The sequence below is a fragment of the Flavobacterium sp. RSP46 genome (assembly GCF_003984825.1).
Taxonomy (GTDB): domain Bacteria; phylum Bacteroidota; class Bacteroidia; order Flavobacteriales; family Flavobacteriaceae; genus Flavobacterium.
The window spans coordinates 475,886-494,059 of sequence record NZ_RYDM01000001.1 but is presented as its reverse complement, the minus strand read 5'-3'; the positions used below and the strand labels follow the sequence as shown (position 1 = coordinate 494,059).

Annotated in this window: 11 protein-coding genes; 4 read left to right on the top strand and 7 right to left on the bottom strand. The window is 34.8% G+C overall.

The genetic code is table 11. The features are described from left to right. Positions 1-163: 163 nt before the first annotated feature. The 3 genes from EKM01_RS02165 to EKM01_RS02155 all read right to left on the bottom strand — a co-directional run bounded on the left by EKM01_RS02165 (position 164) and on the right by EKM01_RS02155 (position 7,205). On the bottom strand, positions 164-1,693 hold the full coding sequence (locus EKM01_RS02165) for a RagB/SusD family nutrient uptake outer membrane protein (protein ID WP_126766601.1): 1,530 nt from the start codon (positions 1,691-1,693) through the stop codon (positions 164-166). Positions 1,694-1,703: 10 nt separating this feature from the next. Continuing rightward, positions 1,704-4,691, bottom strand: a complete 2,988-nt coding sequence (locus EKM01_RS02160; protein WP_233589281.1) for a SusC/RagA family TonB-linked outer membrane protein — start codon at positions 4,689-4,691, stop codon at positions 1,704-1,706. Between the two features lie 507 nt (positions 4,692-5,198). Next, positions 5,199-7,205 carry a glycoside hydrolase family 65 protein gene (locus EKM01_RS02155; RefSeq protein ID WP_126766598.1) on the bottom strand — a complete coding sequence of 669 codons (2,007 nt, stop codon included), beginning with the start codon at positions 7,203-7,205 and terminating at the stop codon, positions 5,199-5,201. A 196-nt stretch (positions 7,206-7,401) separates the two neighbouring features. Between EKM01_RS02155 and EKM01_RS02150 the strand changes: the two genes are divergently transcribed. From EKM01_RS02150 to EKM01_RS02135, 4 genes are all read left to right on the top strand, one after another. Next, positions 7,402-8,991, top strand: a complete 1,590-nt coding sequence (locus EKM01_RS02150; protein WP_126766594.1) for a glycoside hydrolase family 32 protein — start codon at positions 7,402-7,404, stop codon at positions 8,989-8,991. Between the two features lie 49 nt (positions 8,992-9,040). After that, on the top strand, positions 9,041-10,369 hold the full coding sequence (locus EKM01_RS02145) for a sugar porter family MFS transporter (RefSeq protein WP_126454209.1): 1,329 nt from the start codon (positions 9,041-9,043) through the stop codon (positions 10,367-10,369). 2 nt (positions 10,370-10,371) lie between these two features. Then, positions 10,372-11,259, top strand: a complete 888-nt coding sequence (locus EKM01_RS02140; RefSeq protein ID WP_126562632.1) for a carbohydrate kinase — start codon at positions 10,372-10,374, stop codon at positions 11,257-11,259. A 550-nt stretch (positions 11,260-11,809) separates the two neighbouring features. Continuing rightward, entirely contained in the window at positions 11,810-12,838 is a 1,029-nt protein-coding gene (locus EKM01_RS02135) for a LacI family DNA-binding transcriptional regulator (protein ID WP_126458431.1), read from the top strand. 19 nt (positions 12,839-12,857) lie between these two features. Here EKM01_RS02135 and queG read toward each other — a convergent pair whose 3' ends face one another. From queG to EKM01_RS02115, 4 genes are all read right to left on the bottom strand, one after another. Next, the gene (queG, locus tag EKM01_RS02130; RefSeq protein ID WP_126562634.1) at positions 12,858-13,778 is read right to left on the bottom strand and encodes a tRNA epoxyqueuosine(34) reductase QueG; all 921 of its coding nucleotides are present in this window, start codon (positions 13,776-13,778) and stop codon (positions 12,858-12,860) included. 141 nt (positions 13,779-13,919) lie between these two features. Continuing rightward, entirely contained in the window at positions 13,920-14,942 is a 1,023-nt protein-coding gene (gene ruvB, locus EKM01_RS02125; RefSeq protein WP_126454217.1) for a Holliday junction branch migration DNA helicase RuvB, read from the bottom strand. A gap of 266 nt (positions 14,943-15,208) precedes the next feature. Beyond that, the gene (locus tag EKM01_RS02120) at positions 15,209-17,005 is read right to left on the bottom strand and encodes a cbb3-type cytochrome c oxidase subunit I (RefSeq protein ID WP_126562636.1); all 1,797 of its coding nucleotides are present in this window, start codon (positions 17,003-17,005) and stop codon (positions 15,209-15,211) included. A 30-nt stretch (positions 17,006-17,035) separates the two neighbouring features. After that, complete coding sequence (locus EKM01_RS02115; RefSeq protein WP_126553157.1) at positions 17,036-18,172, bottom strand: cytochrome c oxidase subunit II; 1,137 nt, start codon at positions 18,170-18,172, stop codon at positions 17,036-17,038. Positions 18,173-18,174: the final 2 nt, after the last annotated feature.

The following is an 18,174-nucleotide window of genomic DNA, read 5'->3' as shown; positions in this document are numbered from 1 at the left end:
AAAACGTTCCTTATTTCTATAATTATTTGAAGACTACTTTTAACATTGATTAAGAACTCAAGATTAAATTAAAACACATTTTGCTGCATTATGTAAAAAATAAAGAGGGTACTAAATACCCTCTTTATAACTAACTCAAAAATAATTGATTTTAAATAACTTTTTAGTAGCCTGGGTTTTGAACTACATTAGGATTAAACAATGCATCCGCTGGAATTGGATATAATGCGTATTTACTATCTGAAGTAGTTGGTTTCAACTCTCTTGGAGCTAAAAATTTACCAAAACGGATCATATCATTTCTTCTCCAACCTTCATACCATAATTCTTTCCCTCTTTCTAAGTAAACGGCATCTAAAGTTGCTGCACTTGCACTTGCCGTCAATTTGGCTCTAATCTTTATTTGATCGATTATTACTTTAGCTGTTGCTGCTCCACCTGTACCACCTCTTAAGGCAGCTTCAGCTTTCATCAACAAGGCATCAGAATAACGCATTAAAACATAATCGTTAGCAGGATTTCCTAAATTAGCATTGTCTGGCTCGTATTTTTGAGTACGTATACCCGCGGTTTCTAAGGTAGCTCCACTTGTAATCATTGTAACTGCTGAAGTATAAAACAAAGGTCTACCAGTTCTATCTTTTAAAGGCGTTACCCCTCCCGGAGCGAACATTTGACCCGCTTGAAACCCAATTGGATTACCAAAATTAGCAATGATCGAAGAGGAAGTATGTTGTCTGCGATCATCCGCAGCATCAAACCTATTGTAATATTCTGCTACCGTAGCAAAACCATTCCAACCATCTGGAGTTTGATTGTAGTGCATACTCATTCTCCATCTGGACTGAATTCCTCCACCTGTACCAAGTACATTTTTAGAAGAAAATAAAATCTCTCCTGATGTATTGTTTGTCGGTGCAAAATTACTCCAGTATTCTGATACTAATGAACTGTTTATCGCATTAACATGAGTGATAACTTTATTCATGTCAGCGGCATCAAAAGTATAAGGACCTGAGGCGTTATCCGCATTAAAAACTGCTTTATTCAAATATAGTTTTGCTAATAGAAAATTACCGGCATCTTTATTTGCAATACTTGCGTCATTGGCAACACGTGCTGGCAAATCTGCCAAAACAGCTTCTAATTCAGTAATAACAAATGCCGTAGCTTCTTTTCTAGAATAGAATTTTGGGCTTTCTGTAATAAGAGACCCTACCTCTCTATAAGGTGCCTGTCCAAATAAATCAATTACGTTATAATAATAAAAGGCTCTTAAAAAACGAGCTTGCGTCTTTTGTTGTGCAGTTGCCGTGTTATTAATAACCAAATTACAATTGTAAACATTTGTCAACAATGAATTCCATGCATTTCTAATTTCAACATTGTCCGATCCCCAAGTATGAACGTGAAATTGTCTCCATTTCGCATTATCATCCCAGTCTCCTCCTCTGGTAGGTCCTACCAATCCATCACCAGACATTTCGTTCATGGTAAACATTTTGTCTTGGTCCTGAAAACCTCTTAATCCTTCATAAGCAGATTGTAAAAAATTTCCTGTATTTACATTACCACCAGCGCCATCAGCAGTGACATACCCGTCTAATACTTCTTCTTCTAAATTTGTACAACTCACTCCGCATGCAATTGTACCTATAAAAAAGATGCTTTTTATAATATTTATTCTTTTCATTTTTTGTTAATTAAAATGTTACATTAAGTCCAATAGCAATACTTTTTTCTCTTGGATAGGATAAATAATCCATACCTGCAGAAGGCACTCCATTTAAAGCTTTATCAGTATCTACTTCCGGGTCAAATCCAGAATATCCAGTGATAACGAACAAGTTTTGTCCACTTACAAAGAAACGCGCTGATTTAATTTTTAATTTTTCTAAAACATCTCCTTTAATAGTATACCCTACTGTTAAATTCCCCATTCTTAAGAAATCACCACTTTCTAAATATTTTGTCGATGGTGAGTTTGGATCTGACTGAACCTGAGGAGTAGCTGCTGCCTCGGGAGTTACGTTTCTTCCTCCGATTAATGCTCCTTTAAAGAAATAAGCATTAGCCGTGTTATTATATAAATAATGACCAAAAGCACCATAAAAAGAAGCTCCTACATCAAATCCTTTATAAGAAAAATTAGTAGAGAATCCTAAATTTATTTTTGGTAACGGTTGTTTATCTAATAATTTTTTATCTGCATTACCTAAACCTGTATCAGATCCATCAGCTGCAGCATATATTGAATTACCTGAAGCGTCATACCCACGGAAATCATATAAAAAATAAGTGTATAATGGGTAACCATCTTTGATGATTTCAGCATTAGCCCCAGACAAACCTTGACCATTGATTCCACCTGCTAATAAGGACACTGAACCAAAGTTTTTAATTTCATTGTCTAAGAAAGCTACATTCCCTGAAATATCCCAGGCCATGTCCTCTGAATCAATAACTTTATAACTCAAAGCAGCTTCAAAACCTTTGTTAATTAAATTCCCAGGCAAGTTAACACTTCTGTTCGATCCAGGTCCTGGTTGAGCGGTAGCTTGCGGTACAGGAGCAATTAAATCCTTAGTATCTCTGTTAAAATAATCTAAGGAACCTGTTAAGCGATTTTTCAAGAAGGTAAAATCAGTCCCTATACCATAAGAGGTAGTTGTTTCCCAACGCAATAAATTATTGGCTCCAGATATGGTATTTGGCGAACCACCATTTCCATAATTGGCTTTCGAAACCGCAGAATTCACAGCAAATTCCTGATTTCCGGTGATACCATAATTTCCTCTAATTTTAAAGTCATTCACCGCACCGTCTTTACTGCTTATCAATTTGTACGCTGCACCTACGGAGGGGAAATAACCCCATTTATTATCTGCACCCAGTTTAGTGGATCCGTCAGCACGAACTGTACCAGTAAGAATCAAATCTTTATACACAACAAATTCAGCTCTTGCAAAGTACGATTGTAATTCCGTTTTATTTCTAAAAGACGACGCTCTAAATTCCGCTTGAATACCGCCTTGAATATTGTCTATTAAATTTGTTTGTTCTTTAACATACCCATGACCTCTTGCACTACTACCATCTACATCATAGGAATAATAGGAATAGCCTACTAATCCATTTACAGATAAATTATCACTAAAATCATTAGTATATGTAAGTGTATGTTCTAATGTTTTATTAAATTTAGTTAAATCCGCAATTTCAGCAAAACCTCTTTTGGTAATACCACCATTAGCAGCATCACTTTTTACAAGATCTTGACTATTAATTTGGATTGTAGGAGCTATTTGTCTTTTTCTTATTGATGTTGACGTTTCAATACCGAATAAAATTTGATATTTTAAATGATTCGTTATCTTTAACGTAGCATTAATATTTCCTAATATCTTGTTCGTATTTGTGTAATCTTTATAGGCATTTAATAACTGCACCGGATTTAAATAATCATTCCCAACAAAAGTATAATCTCCATTGGCCTGATAAATTGGCAAAGTCGGGTTCCAGTAAAGGGCACTACCAATTAAATTTCCTATAAAGCCCGCATTATTACTTAATAAAGTTGTTTCATCCTTTATTGCAGCATACAACAATCTTGATTCTACTTTTAAGGCTTTATTGAAAAATTCATTCGTGTTTGCGAAAGATGCTGTATATTTATCAATCCCAGTATTTTTCACAATTCCATCTGTGACATTGGCTCCAAATGAAAGTCTGGTATTTGAGTTGTCCGTTGAACTACTAAATGCAATATCATGATTATTAGAAAAACCACCACGCAAAATAGCATCTTCCCAATTGTAAGACCTAGATCCTCTGTCTGTCCCACCAGCAGCAACAAATTCATCCCCGTTAAGTAACTTAAAATCACCTGACATTTTACTAAAACTAACAGATGTATTGTACGATAACTGAGGGATTTTTGATTTCCCCTTTTTAGTTGTGATAACAATAACACCATTCGCACCACGAGAACCATAAATAGCCGTAGAAGAGGCGTCTTTTAAGATACTCATACTCTCGATATCATTTTGATTCACAAAATTTAATGGATTTTTAGCCGAGGAAGCCCCTAAATCAGCAATTTCAGAACCTCCGGAAGAAACGTTTCCTCCGTCAAGCGGAACTCCATCAATAACGATTAATGGTCCGTTCCCGGATCGTATAGATGAATTCCCTCTAATTCTGATAGAAACTCCTGCACCTGGCTCTCCACTAGATTGCGTTACCTGAACTCCAGATACTTTTCCTCTTAATAATTCCGCAGGCGATGTTGCCGCTATATTATCAAAATCTTCAGAAGTAATGATGTCTACTGCTCCAGTTGCATCTTTCTTTTTAACCGTTCCGTAACCAATGACGATTACTTCGTTCAGTTCTGCAGAATCTTCTTTTAAGACTACACTAATAGTGCTCTTACCTGCTACATTTACCTCTTGAGATTTAAGACCAATGTAACTGAATACTAAAACTGCATTTGAGCCTACATTTTTGATCGTAAATTTTCCATCGAAATCAGTTTGCGCTCCATTTGTTGTTCCTTTAACTAAGACAGAAGCCCCTGGAAGCGGACCGCTGCCATCAGATACTGTACCAGACACATCTTGCGAATAAGTCAAGCTTGTACACAGCATCGTTAGAAACACCATCAAGCCTTTAATTAGACTATTTTTCATACGTAATAAATAAGTTGGTTAATAATTTTTTTTATTGGTTTGTTTAAATACTAACATCAAACATAATTATAAATTTATGATAATATTAAGATACTACTAAACTATAACGTTTTCGTTACGCCGAAAACGTTTTCGATTTTAAAATTAATCCTTTAAAAATTTAATACTAAAATTATACTAAATATAAAAAAAAAAGACTAAAAAACATATTATTATAATTTAGTGGCTTTTTCACTTCAAATCAATTGCATATTCGGAATAAATTACATAATTAAACCATTTATCACTTCATCCTATTTATTTTATCTAAATAATCAGTCCTAAAATAGTAAAAGCAATCATGCAGCTTTTTCTGTCGAAAATTTAAATTGAATAAAACCCAATGGCTTCTAAAAACAAAAAAACCACGAATACTATAACAATCTTCAAAATAGATTGCTTGTATATTCGCGGCAAAATTATTTAAAGTAACCCGTTGGGTGTAATTACACCAAACGGGTTACTGTATTATTTGACAACAATTGTTTTATTATCCACTCCCAGTCCAATAATCTTAAGTGATTTCCATTGTTTTGGCAGCAGTCCCTTGTTGTATTTCAATCCCATATCCGTTTGTTCCACTCCGCCAAAACCATAAATAACGGCTTGAAGCATTGCTCCGGCTCCAGTAGCAAAATAAGGGTTATTACTATTGGCTGATTCCGAAAATACGCCAAAAGGAGGCCGACTGTTAGGTAAATACGATTTCACAAAATAACTATAGGCTTTATCTCTATCTCCCAATCGAGCATATAGAACCGATAAAACTCCGGAAGCCATAGCTGGACCATCTTTTTTATCAATTTTTTCGGCGTAATATTCCAAATCTCTTTTTATTTGTTCTTTGTCAGTGATTGTATGCAAAGGATATGCTAATAAGTTGACATCTGCCTGTTTGATCATTTGTCCTTGATATCCTTTATAATTTTGAGTAATCCCATCCTTTTTATGAATCACTAATTTCTCTGATACTGCTATCCATTCTGGATTGATCGGCTCATTTAAAAGTGTCGCTGCTTTAATCGTATTTTTCAAAGACTCGATCGCTGATGCATTGGTAAAAGCATTGTCATCTACATGTTGCGCATACTCATCGGCACCAACTACATTCAAAATAGAAAAACTTCCGTCTTGATTTTTAACTACTCTGCTAACCCAGAAATCGGCTGTTTCTTTAAGAACCGCCCATTCTTTTTTCAACCAAGAAGTGTCTTGTGTATAGGCGTAATAATTCCAAAAAGCTATCGAAACATCTGCTGTGATGTGCTGTTCAAAAATACCTGTCAAGGCCCAAGTTGGTGTTGCTTCTTCTCCTGTATCATCAGATTCCCAAGGATACATTGCTCCTTTGTACCCATAAATAAAGGCTTTTTGTTTTGCTTTTTGCAAACGATCTGAGCGATAATCCAAACATGATTTTGCCATATCAGGTTGCAGTGCCAAGAGCGTTGGATACATCCAAAGTTCCGTATCCCAAAAAATATGTCCGTTATAGCCTTGAGACGACAACCCCATAGGCGCAATACTTTGTCTGGTTCCTGGACGTATATAAGAATACAAGTTATACAATGCAAAACGCACCCGTTGTTGCGCATCCAGATCGCCTTCAATTTGTATGTCACCCGTTTTCCATAATTCGGCCCAAGCTTGTTTGTGACGGTTCAATAATTTATCAATTCCTTCCTGAAGGGCATAAATAGGTTGTCTTTCGGATTCGTTCAAAGGATCCGTAACATCCTTGGAAGTGCAAATTCCTCCTGCAACCGCAAAACGGTATTTTTTGCCTTTGATCAATTTTTTAGTAAACCCAACTTCATTTCCGGTTTGTTTTAAGGTTTCGCTTTCATCATCAAAAAGAAAAGTTGTTGAAGCGGCCACTGTATATTTACCGGTTAGCGTTTTAGCTGTAGTACCAAAAACCGGCATTAAATACTGATTATCCTTTAAGACCCGAAACTGACTTTTTGCCTCTTTCAGTTCATCAGGAACAACCATGTAATTGTTAGCGGTAATTTCTATATCCTTAATAGGAGTAATTTCGACAATTGCCATCGCTGAAAAAGGAACAGCTCTATTAGCCAAAATCGTGTAATTAATTGTGGCCAAATCTTTAAACGAAAAGGAAGTGGTACTCATTCCTTCTTTCATTGAAACCACTTGACTCCAATTATCGATATTGTCTGATTTGATTTCTTGCTTATTGATATTCAAATGCAGATTTAAAAACTCGATTCCGCGTACTATTCTGCTGATCCCATTTTCAGGACTTCCGTCATACACACCATTCAGGATAATTTCTTTTGTTTTGAGAGGTGTGTCGTTAGTAACGATTCCTATTTGACCATTGGCCATGGCAACTCCAAAATAATTCTCTCTGGAATTAGCATATAAGTGCCACTCGTCTGATTGGGCTTGACCACAAACCACAGCACTAACTAAGAACATGAACACCAATGCTTTAACTGTTAAATTCATCATATAATTTTTTAATAATATCTTCAAACATATATAAATTATTCGTAAAAACATTAAATAGCTCAATATAGTATATGGAATACAAATCGAAAACGTTTTCGACTAATCGAAAACGTTTTTGATCGGTCCCAAATGAACAATTACAAAATATAATTCTATTTTTATGAGGATACTATACTAATTAATCCTTTTTTTAATGAAGTTCACAAATAAAATCACCTATTTTTTTATACTATTGGGAGTCTCTTTATCCTTGTTTTCCTGTAAAAAAGAAACTAAAAATGATGTTATCACCATTGATGCTTCTGGAAAATTAGCAGTAGATTCCTCTAAAAAATACAAAGAACCATTTAGACCACAATTTCATTTTTCTCCGGAAAAAAAATGGATGAATGATCCCAACGGAATGGTTTTCTATAAAGGGATTTATCATTTATTTTACCAATATTACCCAGATGATATCGTTTGGGGACCAATGCATTGGGGACACGCCACAAGTACAGATTTAATCCATTGGACACACCAAAAAATCGCTTTGTTTCCTGACAAATTAGGAATGATATTTTCAGGAAGTGCCGTTGTAGATTTAAAAAATACTTCTGGTTTGGGAACAAAAGAAAATCCACCAATGATTGCCATTTTTACCTATCACGACATGGCAGGCGAAAAAGCGGGCAAAAGAAATTATCAAACGCAAGGATTGGCATATAGCTTAGACGAAGGCGAAACTTGGCTCAAATACAATGGAAATCCAATCATAGGAAATGTTGATCAGAAAGATTTTAGAGATCCTAAAATGTTCTGGAATACCGAAACTAATCTTTGGAATATGGTATTAGTAGCAGGAGATCATGCACAATTTTATACTTCCAAAAATTTAATTAATTGGAAATTTGAAAGTGAATTTGGTAAAAATATAGGAGCTCATGGCGGTGTTTGGGAATGTCCTGATCTTTTCAAATTAAAAATTGCCGGTTCCAATGAAGAAAAATGGGTTCTACTCATTAGCATCAATCCCGGTGCACCACTTGGTGGTTCAGGAACACAATATTTCATTGGTGATTTTGATGGAAAAAGTTTTAAAACCACCCAAAAAAACATCAAATGGATTGACAATGGTGCTGATAACTATGCCGGAGTCACGTACAATAATACGCCAGAAAACAAACGGATATTCATAGGCTGGATGAGCAATTGGCTGTATGCCAGAAATACGCCTACCAAAAACTGGAGAAGCGCCATGACGTTACCAAGAGAACTTTCGCTTGCAAAAATCAATGGCGATTATGTCCTAAAAAACGTTCCTGTGGAACAATTCAAAAAACAAGAGGTCATAGCCTTTTCTAAAGATGAAATTATCCTAAAAGCGAATCAAAAAACTACATTTAATTACCAATATTTAAATCAATCAGCAGTACAATTTAATGCTAAAAATAAAAATTTAAAATTGGTTTTTTCCAATGATGTAAAGGATTCTTTGGTCATGAATTACGATGCGAAACGAAAGACTTTTTCTGTTGACAGAAGACATTCCGGCGTAGTCAATTTTGAAAAAAGTTTTGGAGAAGAAATACACAACACCAAAATTCCAAATATAATTCCTGAGGCTATTGATTATCAAATCATAGTAGATTGGTCCTCAATAGAAATTTTCCTCAACGGTGGCGTTTACAGTTTCACAGAACAAATTTTCCCTAACAAACCATATACCAAACTAACCATTCAATCAGATGAAAATCAAGAAATTAAAAATTTTAGTATTGCTGAAATAAAAGGAATCTGGTAATAAAATTCATTTATAATAACCAAAACCACTAACTAAAAAAAACAGAATAATGAATAACAAAAAAATACTCTATTGGTCCATTATCGTTGCCTTTGCAGGATTTCTATTTGGATTTGACACCGTCGTAATTTCAGGAGCAGATAAACAATTGCAACAACTATGGGGTTCTTCTGATTTGTTTCATGGATTAGTAGTGATGTCATCCGCATTATGGGGAACGGTTATTGGCGCTATTTTTGGTGCGTTTCCAACGAATATTTTAGGTCGGAAAAAGACTCTAATAATTATAGGATTACTGTTTTTGGTTTCTTCCATTGGAACTGCATTCGCAAATGATCCCATTTTCTTTTCCGTTTTTAGATTTCTTGGCGGAATTGGTATTGGCGCTTCAACCATTGCTGCTCCAACCTATGTTTCTGAAATTGCTCCTGCAAAAGACCGTGGAAAACTGGTTGCTTTGTACCAATTCAATATTGTTTTTGGGATTTTAATCGCCTTTACATCCAACTACTATTTGCAAGATATAGGAGAAAATGCCTGGCGATGGATGTTAGGAATACAAGCGTTTCCATCTTTCATTTACACACTTCTGGTATTTGGAATCCCGGAAAGTCCGCGTTGGATTTTAGAATACAAAAAAGACAGACAAAAAGCAGTCGCTATTTTGAAACAAATCAATAGTGACGCAGCAGTAGAAGCGGAAATTGCTGCTATAGAAAAAGAAACTGTTCAGGAGGGGAAAAACGAATCTATTTTCATGGCTAAATATAGAAAACCATTGCTCTTAGCGTTTTTTATTGCCTTTTTCAATCAGCTCTCCGGAATTAATGCTTTTTTATATTATGCGCCTCGAATTTTTGAATTGGCAGGATTAGAAAAATCTGCCTCTTTTTTGAGTAGTATCGGAATTGGGATAATCAATTTAATATTTACCATGATTGGAATCTCGCTAATAGATAAATATGGCCGAAAAACGCTCATGTATTTGGGTTCGGTAGGATACATTATTTCTCTAGGATTAGTGACAACCGCCTTTTATTTTGAATGGAAAGGAATGGCTGTTCCGTTATTTTTCTTTTTGTTTATAGCCTCACACGCCATAGGTCAAGGAGCCGTCATTTGGGTATTTATCTCTGAATTGTTCCCGAATAAACTTCGAGCTGCCGGAACCTCTTTTGGCACTTCTGTACATTGGATTTTAGCAGCATTAATCCCATCATTCATTCCGTTTTTGTTTAAAGAGATTGGAACAACAACCGTTTTTGCCGTCTTCTGCATAATGATGGTTTTCCAATTGCTTTGGGTATTTACAAAAATGCCGGAAACCAAAGGGAGAACATTAGAAGAACTATCTGAAAGTTTGTCAAAAAAAGAATAATTATGACCAAAAAAATAATCTGTTTCGGGGAAGTTTTATTTGACGTTTTCCCAACGCACCAAAAAATCGGAGGAGCGCCATTGAACGTGGCGCTGCGTTTAGCATCACTTGGTATTGATGCTCAAATAATAAGCCGGGTAGGAAATGATGAAATCGGAAAAAAACTCCTTGCCTTTGTTAAAAAAAATGGAGTTGTTACCGATACGATTCAAGTTGATAAAAACGCTTCTACCGGACAAGTTATTGTTCAATTAAATGAGAAAGGAGCTGCTTCATACACAATCAATTATCCGGTTGCTTGGGACAAAATTATATGTATTCCGGAAGACGAAATAATGGTCAAGAAAGCAGATGCACTAGTTTTTGGGAGTCTTGCATGTAGAGATTCTGTTTCGCACGATTCCCTATTAGAAATAATTAACTATGCAAAATATGCTGTTTTCGATGTTAATTTACGTGCTCCTTTTTACACTAAGGAACTACTGATTAATTTGATGATGCAGTCAGATTTTATAAAATTTAATGATGAGGAATTGTATGAAATAAGTGCTTTTATGAATTCACCCTACCATTCATTAGAGCAAAATATTCTTTTTATTGCTACACAAACGAATACAAAACACATTTGCGTTACAAAAGGAAATCATGGTGCGGTGTTGTATTACAATGAAAAAATGTACTACAATAGTGGCTATAAAATAGATGTTGTAGATACCGTGGGTTCCGGAGATTCTTTTTTAGCCGGATTGCTTTCTAAACTATTAAAGGATGCCGATCCCCAAGAAGCAATTGATTTCGCTTGTGCAATAGGAGCCATTGTAGCCAAAAATGAAGGAGCCAATCCCAAAATTTCAAATAATGAAATTAGTGCCTTTATGAATCCATGCTAGTTTAGCGAAACTGATTTTTAACAATTACAACAACCCAAAAAAAACCCATGCATCTGTAAATCAATCATGAAAAGATTGATTTACAGAAATTTTTTAGGATAACAAAAAAGTTATTGTGCTTTTTTTTAGGGTTTTAAACAAAAGTATTGAACTTTGAAAAATCCCATTATCAACGAAATAGCCACTCAATTACGGATTTCTAAAACCCACGTTTCAGAGTCATTGAAGGAATGCCGAAATCTATTAAAGAAAACAATTCCCTTCTGGTTTTAAGTACATTAAGATCGGAACACGTATAAATGAAAGAACGTCAACCTAGGATGTTCCCGCCTTTACTAAAAATGGCAGATCCAATTAGTTTATGTAACGAATGTGTAATAATTTGTTTTATTATTAAAAAATTACAGAAATAAGATAAAAATCAATACCTTGGTAAGGAATATTTGAACTTATAGTCTTTTTTATACCTATGTCAAAGACTGAAAAAGGACGCACAGCAAAGTTACTATAAACACCTTTTCTTAAAATTAAATACGTAGAAATTCGATTCATGAAAGACATTACTCTTAAGGAAATTGCAACAAAACTGGGAATTTCAATAACGACTGTTTCAAAAGCGCTTAAAAATTACCCTGATGTTAGTGAAAAAACTAAAAAAGCAGTAATTGAACTTGCCCAGCAATTACACTACACTCCTAATAGTTTTGCTGTAAATTTAAGAACAAAAGAATCAAAAACCATTGGTCTAATTATTCCTGAAGTTGTACATCATTTCTTTTCGAATGTGGTCAATGCTATCATCAACGAAGCTGAAAAAAACGGCTATTTAGTAATCATTTTACAATCAAATGAGACACTGGCTTTAGAAAAAAAACAAGTAGAACTGCTTATAAACAAAAGAGTTGACGGAATCATCATGTCCTTATCAAATGAGTCCAATAATGATGATCATATAAAAGAAATAATGAATAGAAATATTCCTTTTGTTATGTTTGACAAAATAGCAAAGCTTTCTAAATGCTCGAAAGTAATAATTGATGACCAAAAAGCGGCCTTTAATGCAGTGCAACACTTAATCGACACTGGTTGTAGAAAAATAGCACACATTAGAGGGCCATTGAATCCACAAAATTCAATAGATCGGTATATTGGATATAAAAAAGCATTAGAGAAAAATAACATTCCTTTTGACACAAAATTAGTTTTTGCATGTGAAAATGTGACTTTTGAAGAAGGAAGATATTTTGCTAAACAGATTATTCAAGAGCATGCTGATATAGACGGCATTTTTGCTATAACAGATCTGGTAGCAGTGGGAGTATTAGACTATTTTAATGAAAACAAAATCAATGTCCCGGAACAAGTAGCGGTAATTGGTTTTAGCAATTGGTTTATATCGCAAGTACTGACTCCAAAACTTAGTACTGTAGATCAGCCAAGCCATGAAATGGGAATTGAATCTTTTAACTTATTGTTAGAAGAAATGAATTGTCATAAAGAAGGAATTCCTTTTACTCCAAGAACTGTTGAATTAGAAACAAGCATTATTGTTAGAGAATCTTCTACAAAATTCAAATAAATTAAGTTTCAAAATTTCGTTACTGTAAAAAATCAATATTCCTTTTTAATCCTTGAAACTTGGCTCTTTTAATTGGTGAGTTTTTAAAAACAGCTTTAAATGTTTCTTCAGTAATTTCTATCCAATCTTTTTTGGACAAGGACAGTAATTCTGGATTTGGGTTAAATAAAGGTTCATTATGTGCTTTTGAAAACTTGTTCCAAGGACAAACATCCTGACACACATCGCATCCAAAAGCCCATTCATCAAATTTACCTTTCATCTCCTGAGGGATATTTTCTTTTAATTCAATTGTAAAATAGGAAATGCATTTGCTGCCATCTACTACATAAGGCGCAACTATTGCCGCTGTAGGGCACGCATCTATACAAGCTGTACACGTACCACAATGATCGGTTGTAGGATTGTCATAGTCTAAATCTAAATCGATAATGAGTTCCGCGATAAAGTAAAAAGAACCTACTTTTTGTGTCAATAAATTACTGTTTTTGCCTATCCAACCCAAACCACTTTTGGCAGCCCAAGCTTTGTCAAGGACTGGAGCAGAATCTACAAAGGCCCGACCAGAAACATCTCCGATTGTAGATTGAATAGAAAATAAAAATTCTTTGAGTTTTTCCTTGATCACAAAATGATAATCCTGACCGTACGCATATTTTGAAATCTTATAAGAATCTGTATTTTGCAGGTCTTCTGGATAATAATTTAACAACAGTGAAACTACACTTTTAGCATCCTCAACGAGTAAAGTTGGATTTAAACGCTTGTCAAAATGGTTTTCCATATAGTACATTTGGCCATTTCTATTGTTCTCCAACCAGTTTTCTAACCGCGGTGCTTCTTGTTCCAAGAAACCAGCTTTAGCTATTCCACAGGATAAAAATCCGAGACGTTTCGCTTCAGATTTGATAAATTGCGTGTATGTCGCTTTTGTATTAATATAGTTAAAAAATAGAAGTTAATAAACGGGATTCCAAGACCTGATAGCATCGGCGTCTCCCGATTAACAAAAACTACGGCTGAAAAAGCCTTGTTTTCTATATCGGAAATACAGCGGAAAGCGGGAAACAGCTCCTAAAAATCAGAATAAACCGCCTTGATTGTTTGTTTTTAATTTCCCTAAATGTTGATATGCTTTATCGGTAACTTCTCTACCTCTTGGCGTACGCATAATAAAACCTTCCTGAATCAAAAATGGTTCATAGACTTCCTCGATTGTTTCACTGCTTTCAGATACGGCTGTCGCCAAAGTAGATAAACCTACAGGTCCGCCTTTGAATTTATCGATAATTGTATTTAGTATTTTATTATCCATCTCGTCCAGGCCATGAGCATCTACATTAAGTGCTTTTAAGGCGTAACGGGCAATTTCTATGTCTATGGTGCCATTCCCTTTTATTTGAGCAAAATCACGCACACGCCGTAACAATGCATTAGCGATGCGAGGAGTTCCACGACTACGACCAGCTATTTCTATAGCTGCCTCCATGGATATAGGCATTTTAAATATAGTAGCACTTCTTTCTACGATTGTGGTGAGTAACTCAGTGGTATAATATTGTAAGCGGGAAGAAATTCCAAAACGCGCTCTCATAGGAGCGGTTAATAAACCAGAACGCGTGGTGGCTCCAATTAAGGTAAATGGATTTAGATTGATTTGGACGGTTCTTGCATTAGGTCCAGATTCAATCATGATATCAATCTTAAAATCCTCCATAGCAGAATACAAATATTCTTCTACTATTGGACTCAAACGATGAATTTCATCAATAAATAAAACGTCTCTTTCTTCTAGATTAGTCAGTAAACCGGCTAAATCTCCAGGTTTGTCTAAAACCGGACCGGAAGTAATTTTGATTCCCACTTGCAATTCATTGGCAAGAATATTGGCTAAAGTTGTTTTTCCTAAGCCAGGTGGACCATGAAACAGCGTGTGATCAAGTGCTTCATTTCGTTGATTTGCAGCCTGAACAAAAACTTTCAGATTTTCTAATATTTGGTCTTGTCCTGCAAAATCATCAAAAGAAAGTGGTCTCAATTTTTTTTCAAGATCTAGCTCTTCTGAATTGTAACCATTTGCTGTTGGGTCTAAATTTTCATTCATATAACAAAGATAGCAAAGCAATATTGAATTATAAATTTAAATTTCAAATGCTATAAATAAAAAAGCAATACTATCAAGCAATCTATTTCAGTATGTTATTTTTTTATTCATTCAAACAAAATCCAGACACCACAATGGTTATAGAATGCACTGCATTGACAATTGAACTCTTCTATAAATACAGTGATTACACACTTACAAAAGGGATGAAAATTGAGTAATGTCCTAAAAAAAAGCCTCAACTTTCGCGAGGCTTTTTTTATATTTTAGTGATGTAAAACTTCTTCACCTTCTTTCATTGGAACATTTTGAGGTACAAAATCTACATCATGAGCTGGATTACTGTAGTCATAAGGCCAACGATGAACCTCAGGAATTTCTCCTGGCCAGTTCCCATGAATATGTTCCACAGGTGCAGTCCACTCTAATGTATTTGATTTCCAAGGATTCATTACTGATTTTTTACCGTAGAAGATACTACTGAAAAAATTGTACAAGAAAACCAATTGAAAGGCACCACCAATTAAAGCAAATATTGTGATCAAAACGTTAACATTTTGTAAATCATCAAATAACGGAAAGTTGGTGTTAGTATAGTAACGTCTTGGCAGACCCGCTAGTCCAATAAAGTGCATCGGAAAGAAAACTCCATAGGCACAAATTGCAGTTACCCAAAAGTGTACATATCCAAGATTCTTGTTTAACATTCTTCCAAATAATCTTGGAAACCAGTGATAAATACCTGCAAACATTCCATAAAGTGCAGAAATTCCCATTACCAAGTGAAAGTGAGCTACAACAAAATAAGTATCGTGTACATTAATATCAAGTGTACTATCCCCAAGAATAATCCCTGTTAAACCACCTGTAATAAATGTAGAAACCAATCCAATAGAAAACAGCATAGCCGGATTCAATTGTAAATTTCCTTTCCACAATGTTGTAATATAATTAAACGCTTTTACCGCTGAAGGTATCGCAATTAACAATGTTGTAAATGTAAATACAGATCCTAAAAACGGATTCATACCGGAGACAAACATATGATGCCCCCACACTATCGTCGATAAGAATGCAATTGCAATAATTGACATAATCATTGCTCTGTAACCAAAAATTGGTTTACGAGAATTTGTAGCAATCACTTCAGAAGTAATACCCAAAGCAGGTAATAAAACTATATAAACTTCAGGGTGACCTAAAAACCAGAATAAATGCTCAAACAATACTGGAGAACCTCCTTGATAATGTAACACTTCCCCTGCAATATAAATATCAGATAAGAAAAATGAAGTACCAAAGCTTCTATCAAAAATCAATAATAAAGCAGCTGATAAAAGAACAGGAAAAGATACTATACCAATAATAGCAGTCACAAAGAAAGCCCATATAGTAAGTGGTAATCGAGTCATAGACATTCCCTTAGTCCTTAAGTTAATTACCGTAACAACATAGTTCAAAGATCCCATTAAAGAAGATGCAATAAAAATAGCCATTGAAATTAACCATAATGTCATACCCATACCTGAACCAGGAATAGCTTGTGGTAAAGCACTTAAGGGAGGATATATCGTCCATCCTGAAGAAGCAGGACCAGCCTCAACAAAAAGGGAACTAATCATGATTACACTAGATAAGAAAAACAACCAATACGAAATCATATTCATAAAACCGGATGCCATATCTCGCGCTCCAATTTGAAGTGGAATCAATAAGTTACTAAAAGTACCACTCAGGGCAGCCGTTAAAACAAAGAAAACCATTATTGTTCCATGAATAGTAACCAATGCTAAGTAAATATCATTAGCCATGACTCCATTAGGAGCAAATTTATCCCCTAGTAAAATATTAAATATTCGGAAAGATTCTTCCGGCCATGCTAATTGCATTCTAAAAAGCATAGACATCCCAACACCAATAATCCCCATAATGATACCCGTAATTAGGTATTGTTTGGCAATCATCTTATGATCAATACTAAAAATATATTTAGTAATAAAAGTGTCTTTATGGTGATGTTCGTGTTCGTGATCTATTGCGTGATCGTGACCTTCTGCTGACATATATGTTTACTTTAAATTTTTTTTATAATATTATTTCATTGCCGTTACAGCAGCAGCAGTATCAGTACTTGCTCCAGTATCTACAGGAGCTGGCGTAGCTAAAGCTGCTTTAACTTCATTAACGATAGTAGCCTTCTCTTTCAACCAAGCTTTATAGTCTTCAGGAGTATCTACAATGATCTTCATTTGCATGTTGTAATGAGATGTACCACAAATTTTATTACAAAGTAACAGATAATCAAAAGTATAAGGATCTAAAGCTGCCTCTCCTTTTGCCACCAAACCAACACTTTTCTTAGCCCTTAAAGCATTAATATTTGCAACTTTTTCAACCATATAAGGCAATTCTCTGTATTCTACAGTGGTATAAACAGGCTCAAAAGCGAACTCAGTTACCATACCAGGAACACAATTCATTTGCGCTCTAAAGTGAGGCATGTAAGCAGAATGTAAAACGTCTTGAGAACGCATTTTGAAATGAATTTTCTTCCCTTTTGGAATATGCAATTCTGTTACCAATATATCATCTTGAGAATATGGATCCGATAAATCAACTCCTACAGCATTTGCACCTTCGATAAACCTTACATTTGCTTTTCCAAGTACGTTATCCTCTCCTGAATATCTGGCTTTCCAGTTAAACTGTTGCGCATATAATTCGATTACGATTGTATCTTCATCTTCATCAACAAACATAATATTATTCCAAGCATACAATCCATAAAGTATTAATCCTGCCAAAACTACTGCAGGAATAACGCTCCAAATAGCTTCTAATTTATTATTATCGGCAAAATAAAGTGCCTTTTGATCTTTTTTTCCTCTGTATTTGAAAGCAAAATAATGCAATAAAACCTGAGTAATAGCTTGCACAATAAAGATAAGAATCCAAGTTATGTTCATCAAATAATCCACTTGTTCACCATGAGCAGAAGCAGATGTATGAAGGACTAAAGGTCCCCAAGCAAACAAACCATATATTGAAAAAATATAAATAAAGGCCAAAAAACCAAACATTAAATAACCTTGAACGTTATTGTCATTATCTGTAGCTACTTCAGAGCTATCGGAATTGGATCCAACTTGCGTCAGATCGAATATTTTAGTCAATTGCCACAAAGCAACAGCTAATAAAGCTAAAACTATAATTACCAACAAACTTGTCATCT

What these genes read in the sequence shown, in the direction of transcription:
- EKM01_RS02165 (WP_126766601.1), bottom strand. Translation starts at nt 1,693, where the DNA reads ATGAAAAGAATAAATATTATAAAAAGCATCTTTTTTATAGGTACAATT.
- EKM01_RS02160 (WP_233589281.1), bottom strand. Translation starts at nt 4,691, where the DNA reads ATGAAAAATAGTCTAATTAAAGGCTTGATGGTGTTTCTAACGATGCTG.
- EKM01_RS02155 (WP_126766598.1), bottom strand. Translation starts at nt 7,205, where the DNA reads ATGAATTTAACAGTTAAAGCATTGGTGTTCATGTTCTTAGTTAGTGCT.
- EKM01_RS02150 (WP_126766594.1), top strand. Translation starts at nt 7,402, where the DNA reads ATGAAGTTCACAAATAAAATCACCTATTTTTTTATACTATTGGGAGTC.
- EKM01_RS02145 (WP_126454209.1), top strand. Translation starts at nt 9,041, where the DNA reads ATGAATAACAAAAAAATACTCTATTGGTCCATTATCGTTGCCTTTGCA.
- EKM01_RS02140 (WP_126562632.1), top strand. Translation starts at nt 10,372, where the DNA reads ATGACCAAAAAAATAATCTGTTTCGGGGAAGTTTTATTTGACGTTTTC.
- EKM01_RS02135 (WP_126458431.1), top strand. Translation starts at nt 11,810, where the DNA reads ATGAAAGACATTACTCTTAAGGAAATTGCAACAAAACTGGGAATTTCA.
- ruvB (WP_126454217.1), bottom strand. Translation starts at nt 14,942, where the DNA reads ATGAATGAAAATTTAGACCCAACAGCAAATGGTTACAATTCAGAAGAG.
- EKM01_RS02120 (WP_126562636.1), bottom strand. Translation starts at nt 17,005, where the DNA reads ATGTCAGCAGAAGGTCACGATCACGCAATAGATCACGAACACGAACAT.
- EKM01_RS02115 (WP_126553157.1), bottom strand. Translation starts at nt 18,172, where the DNA reads ATGACAAGTTTGTTGGTAATTATAGTTTTAGCTTTATTAGCTGTTGCT.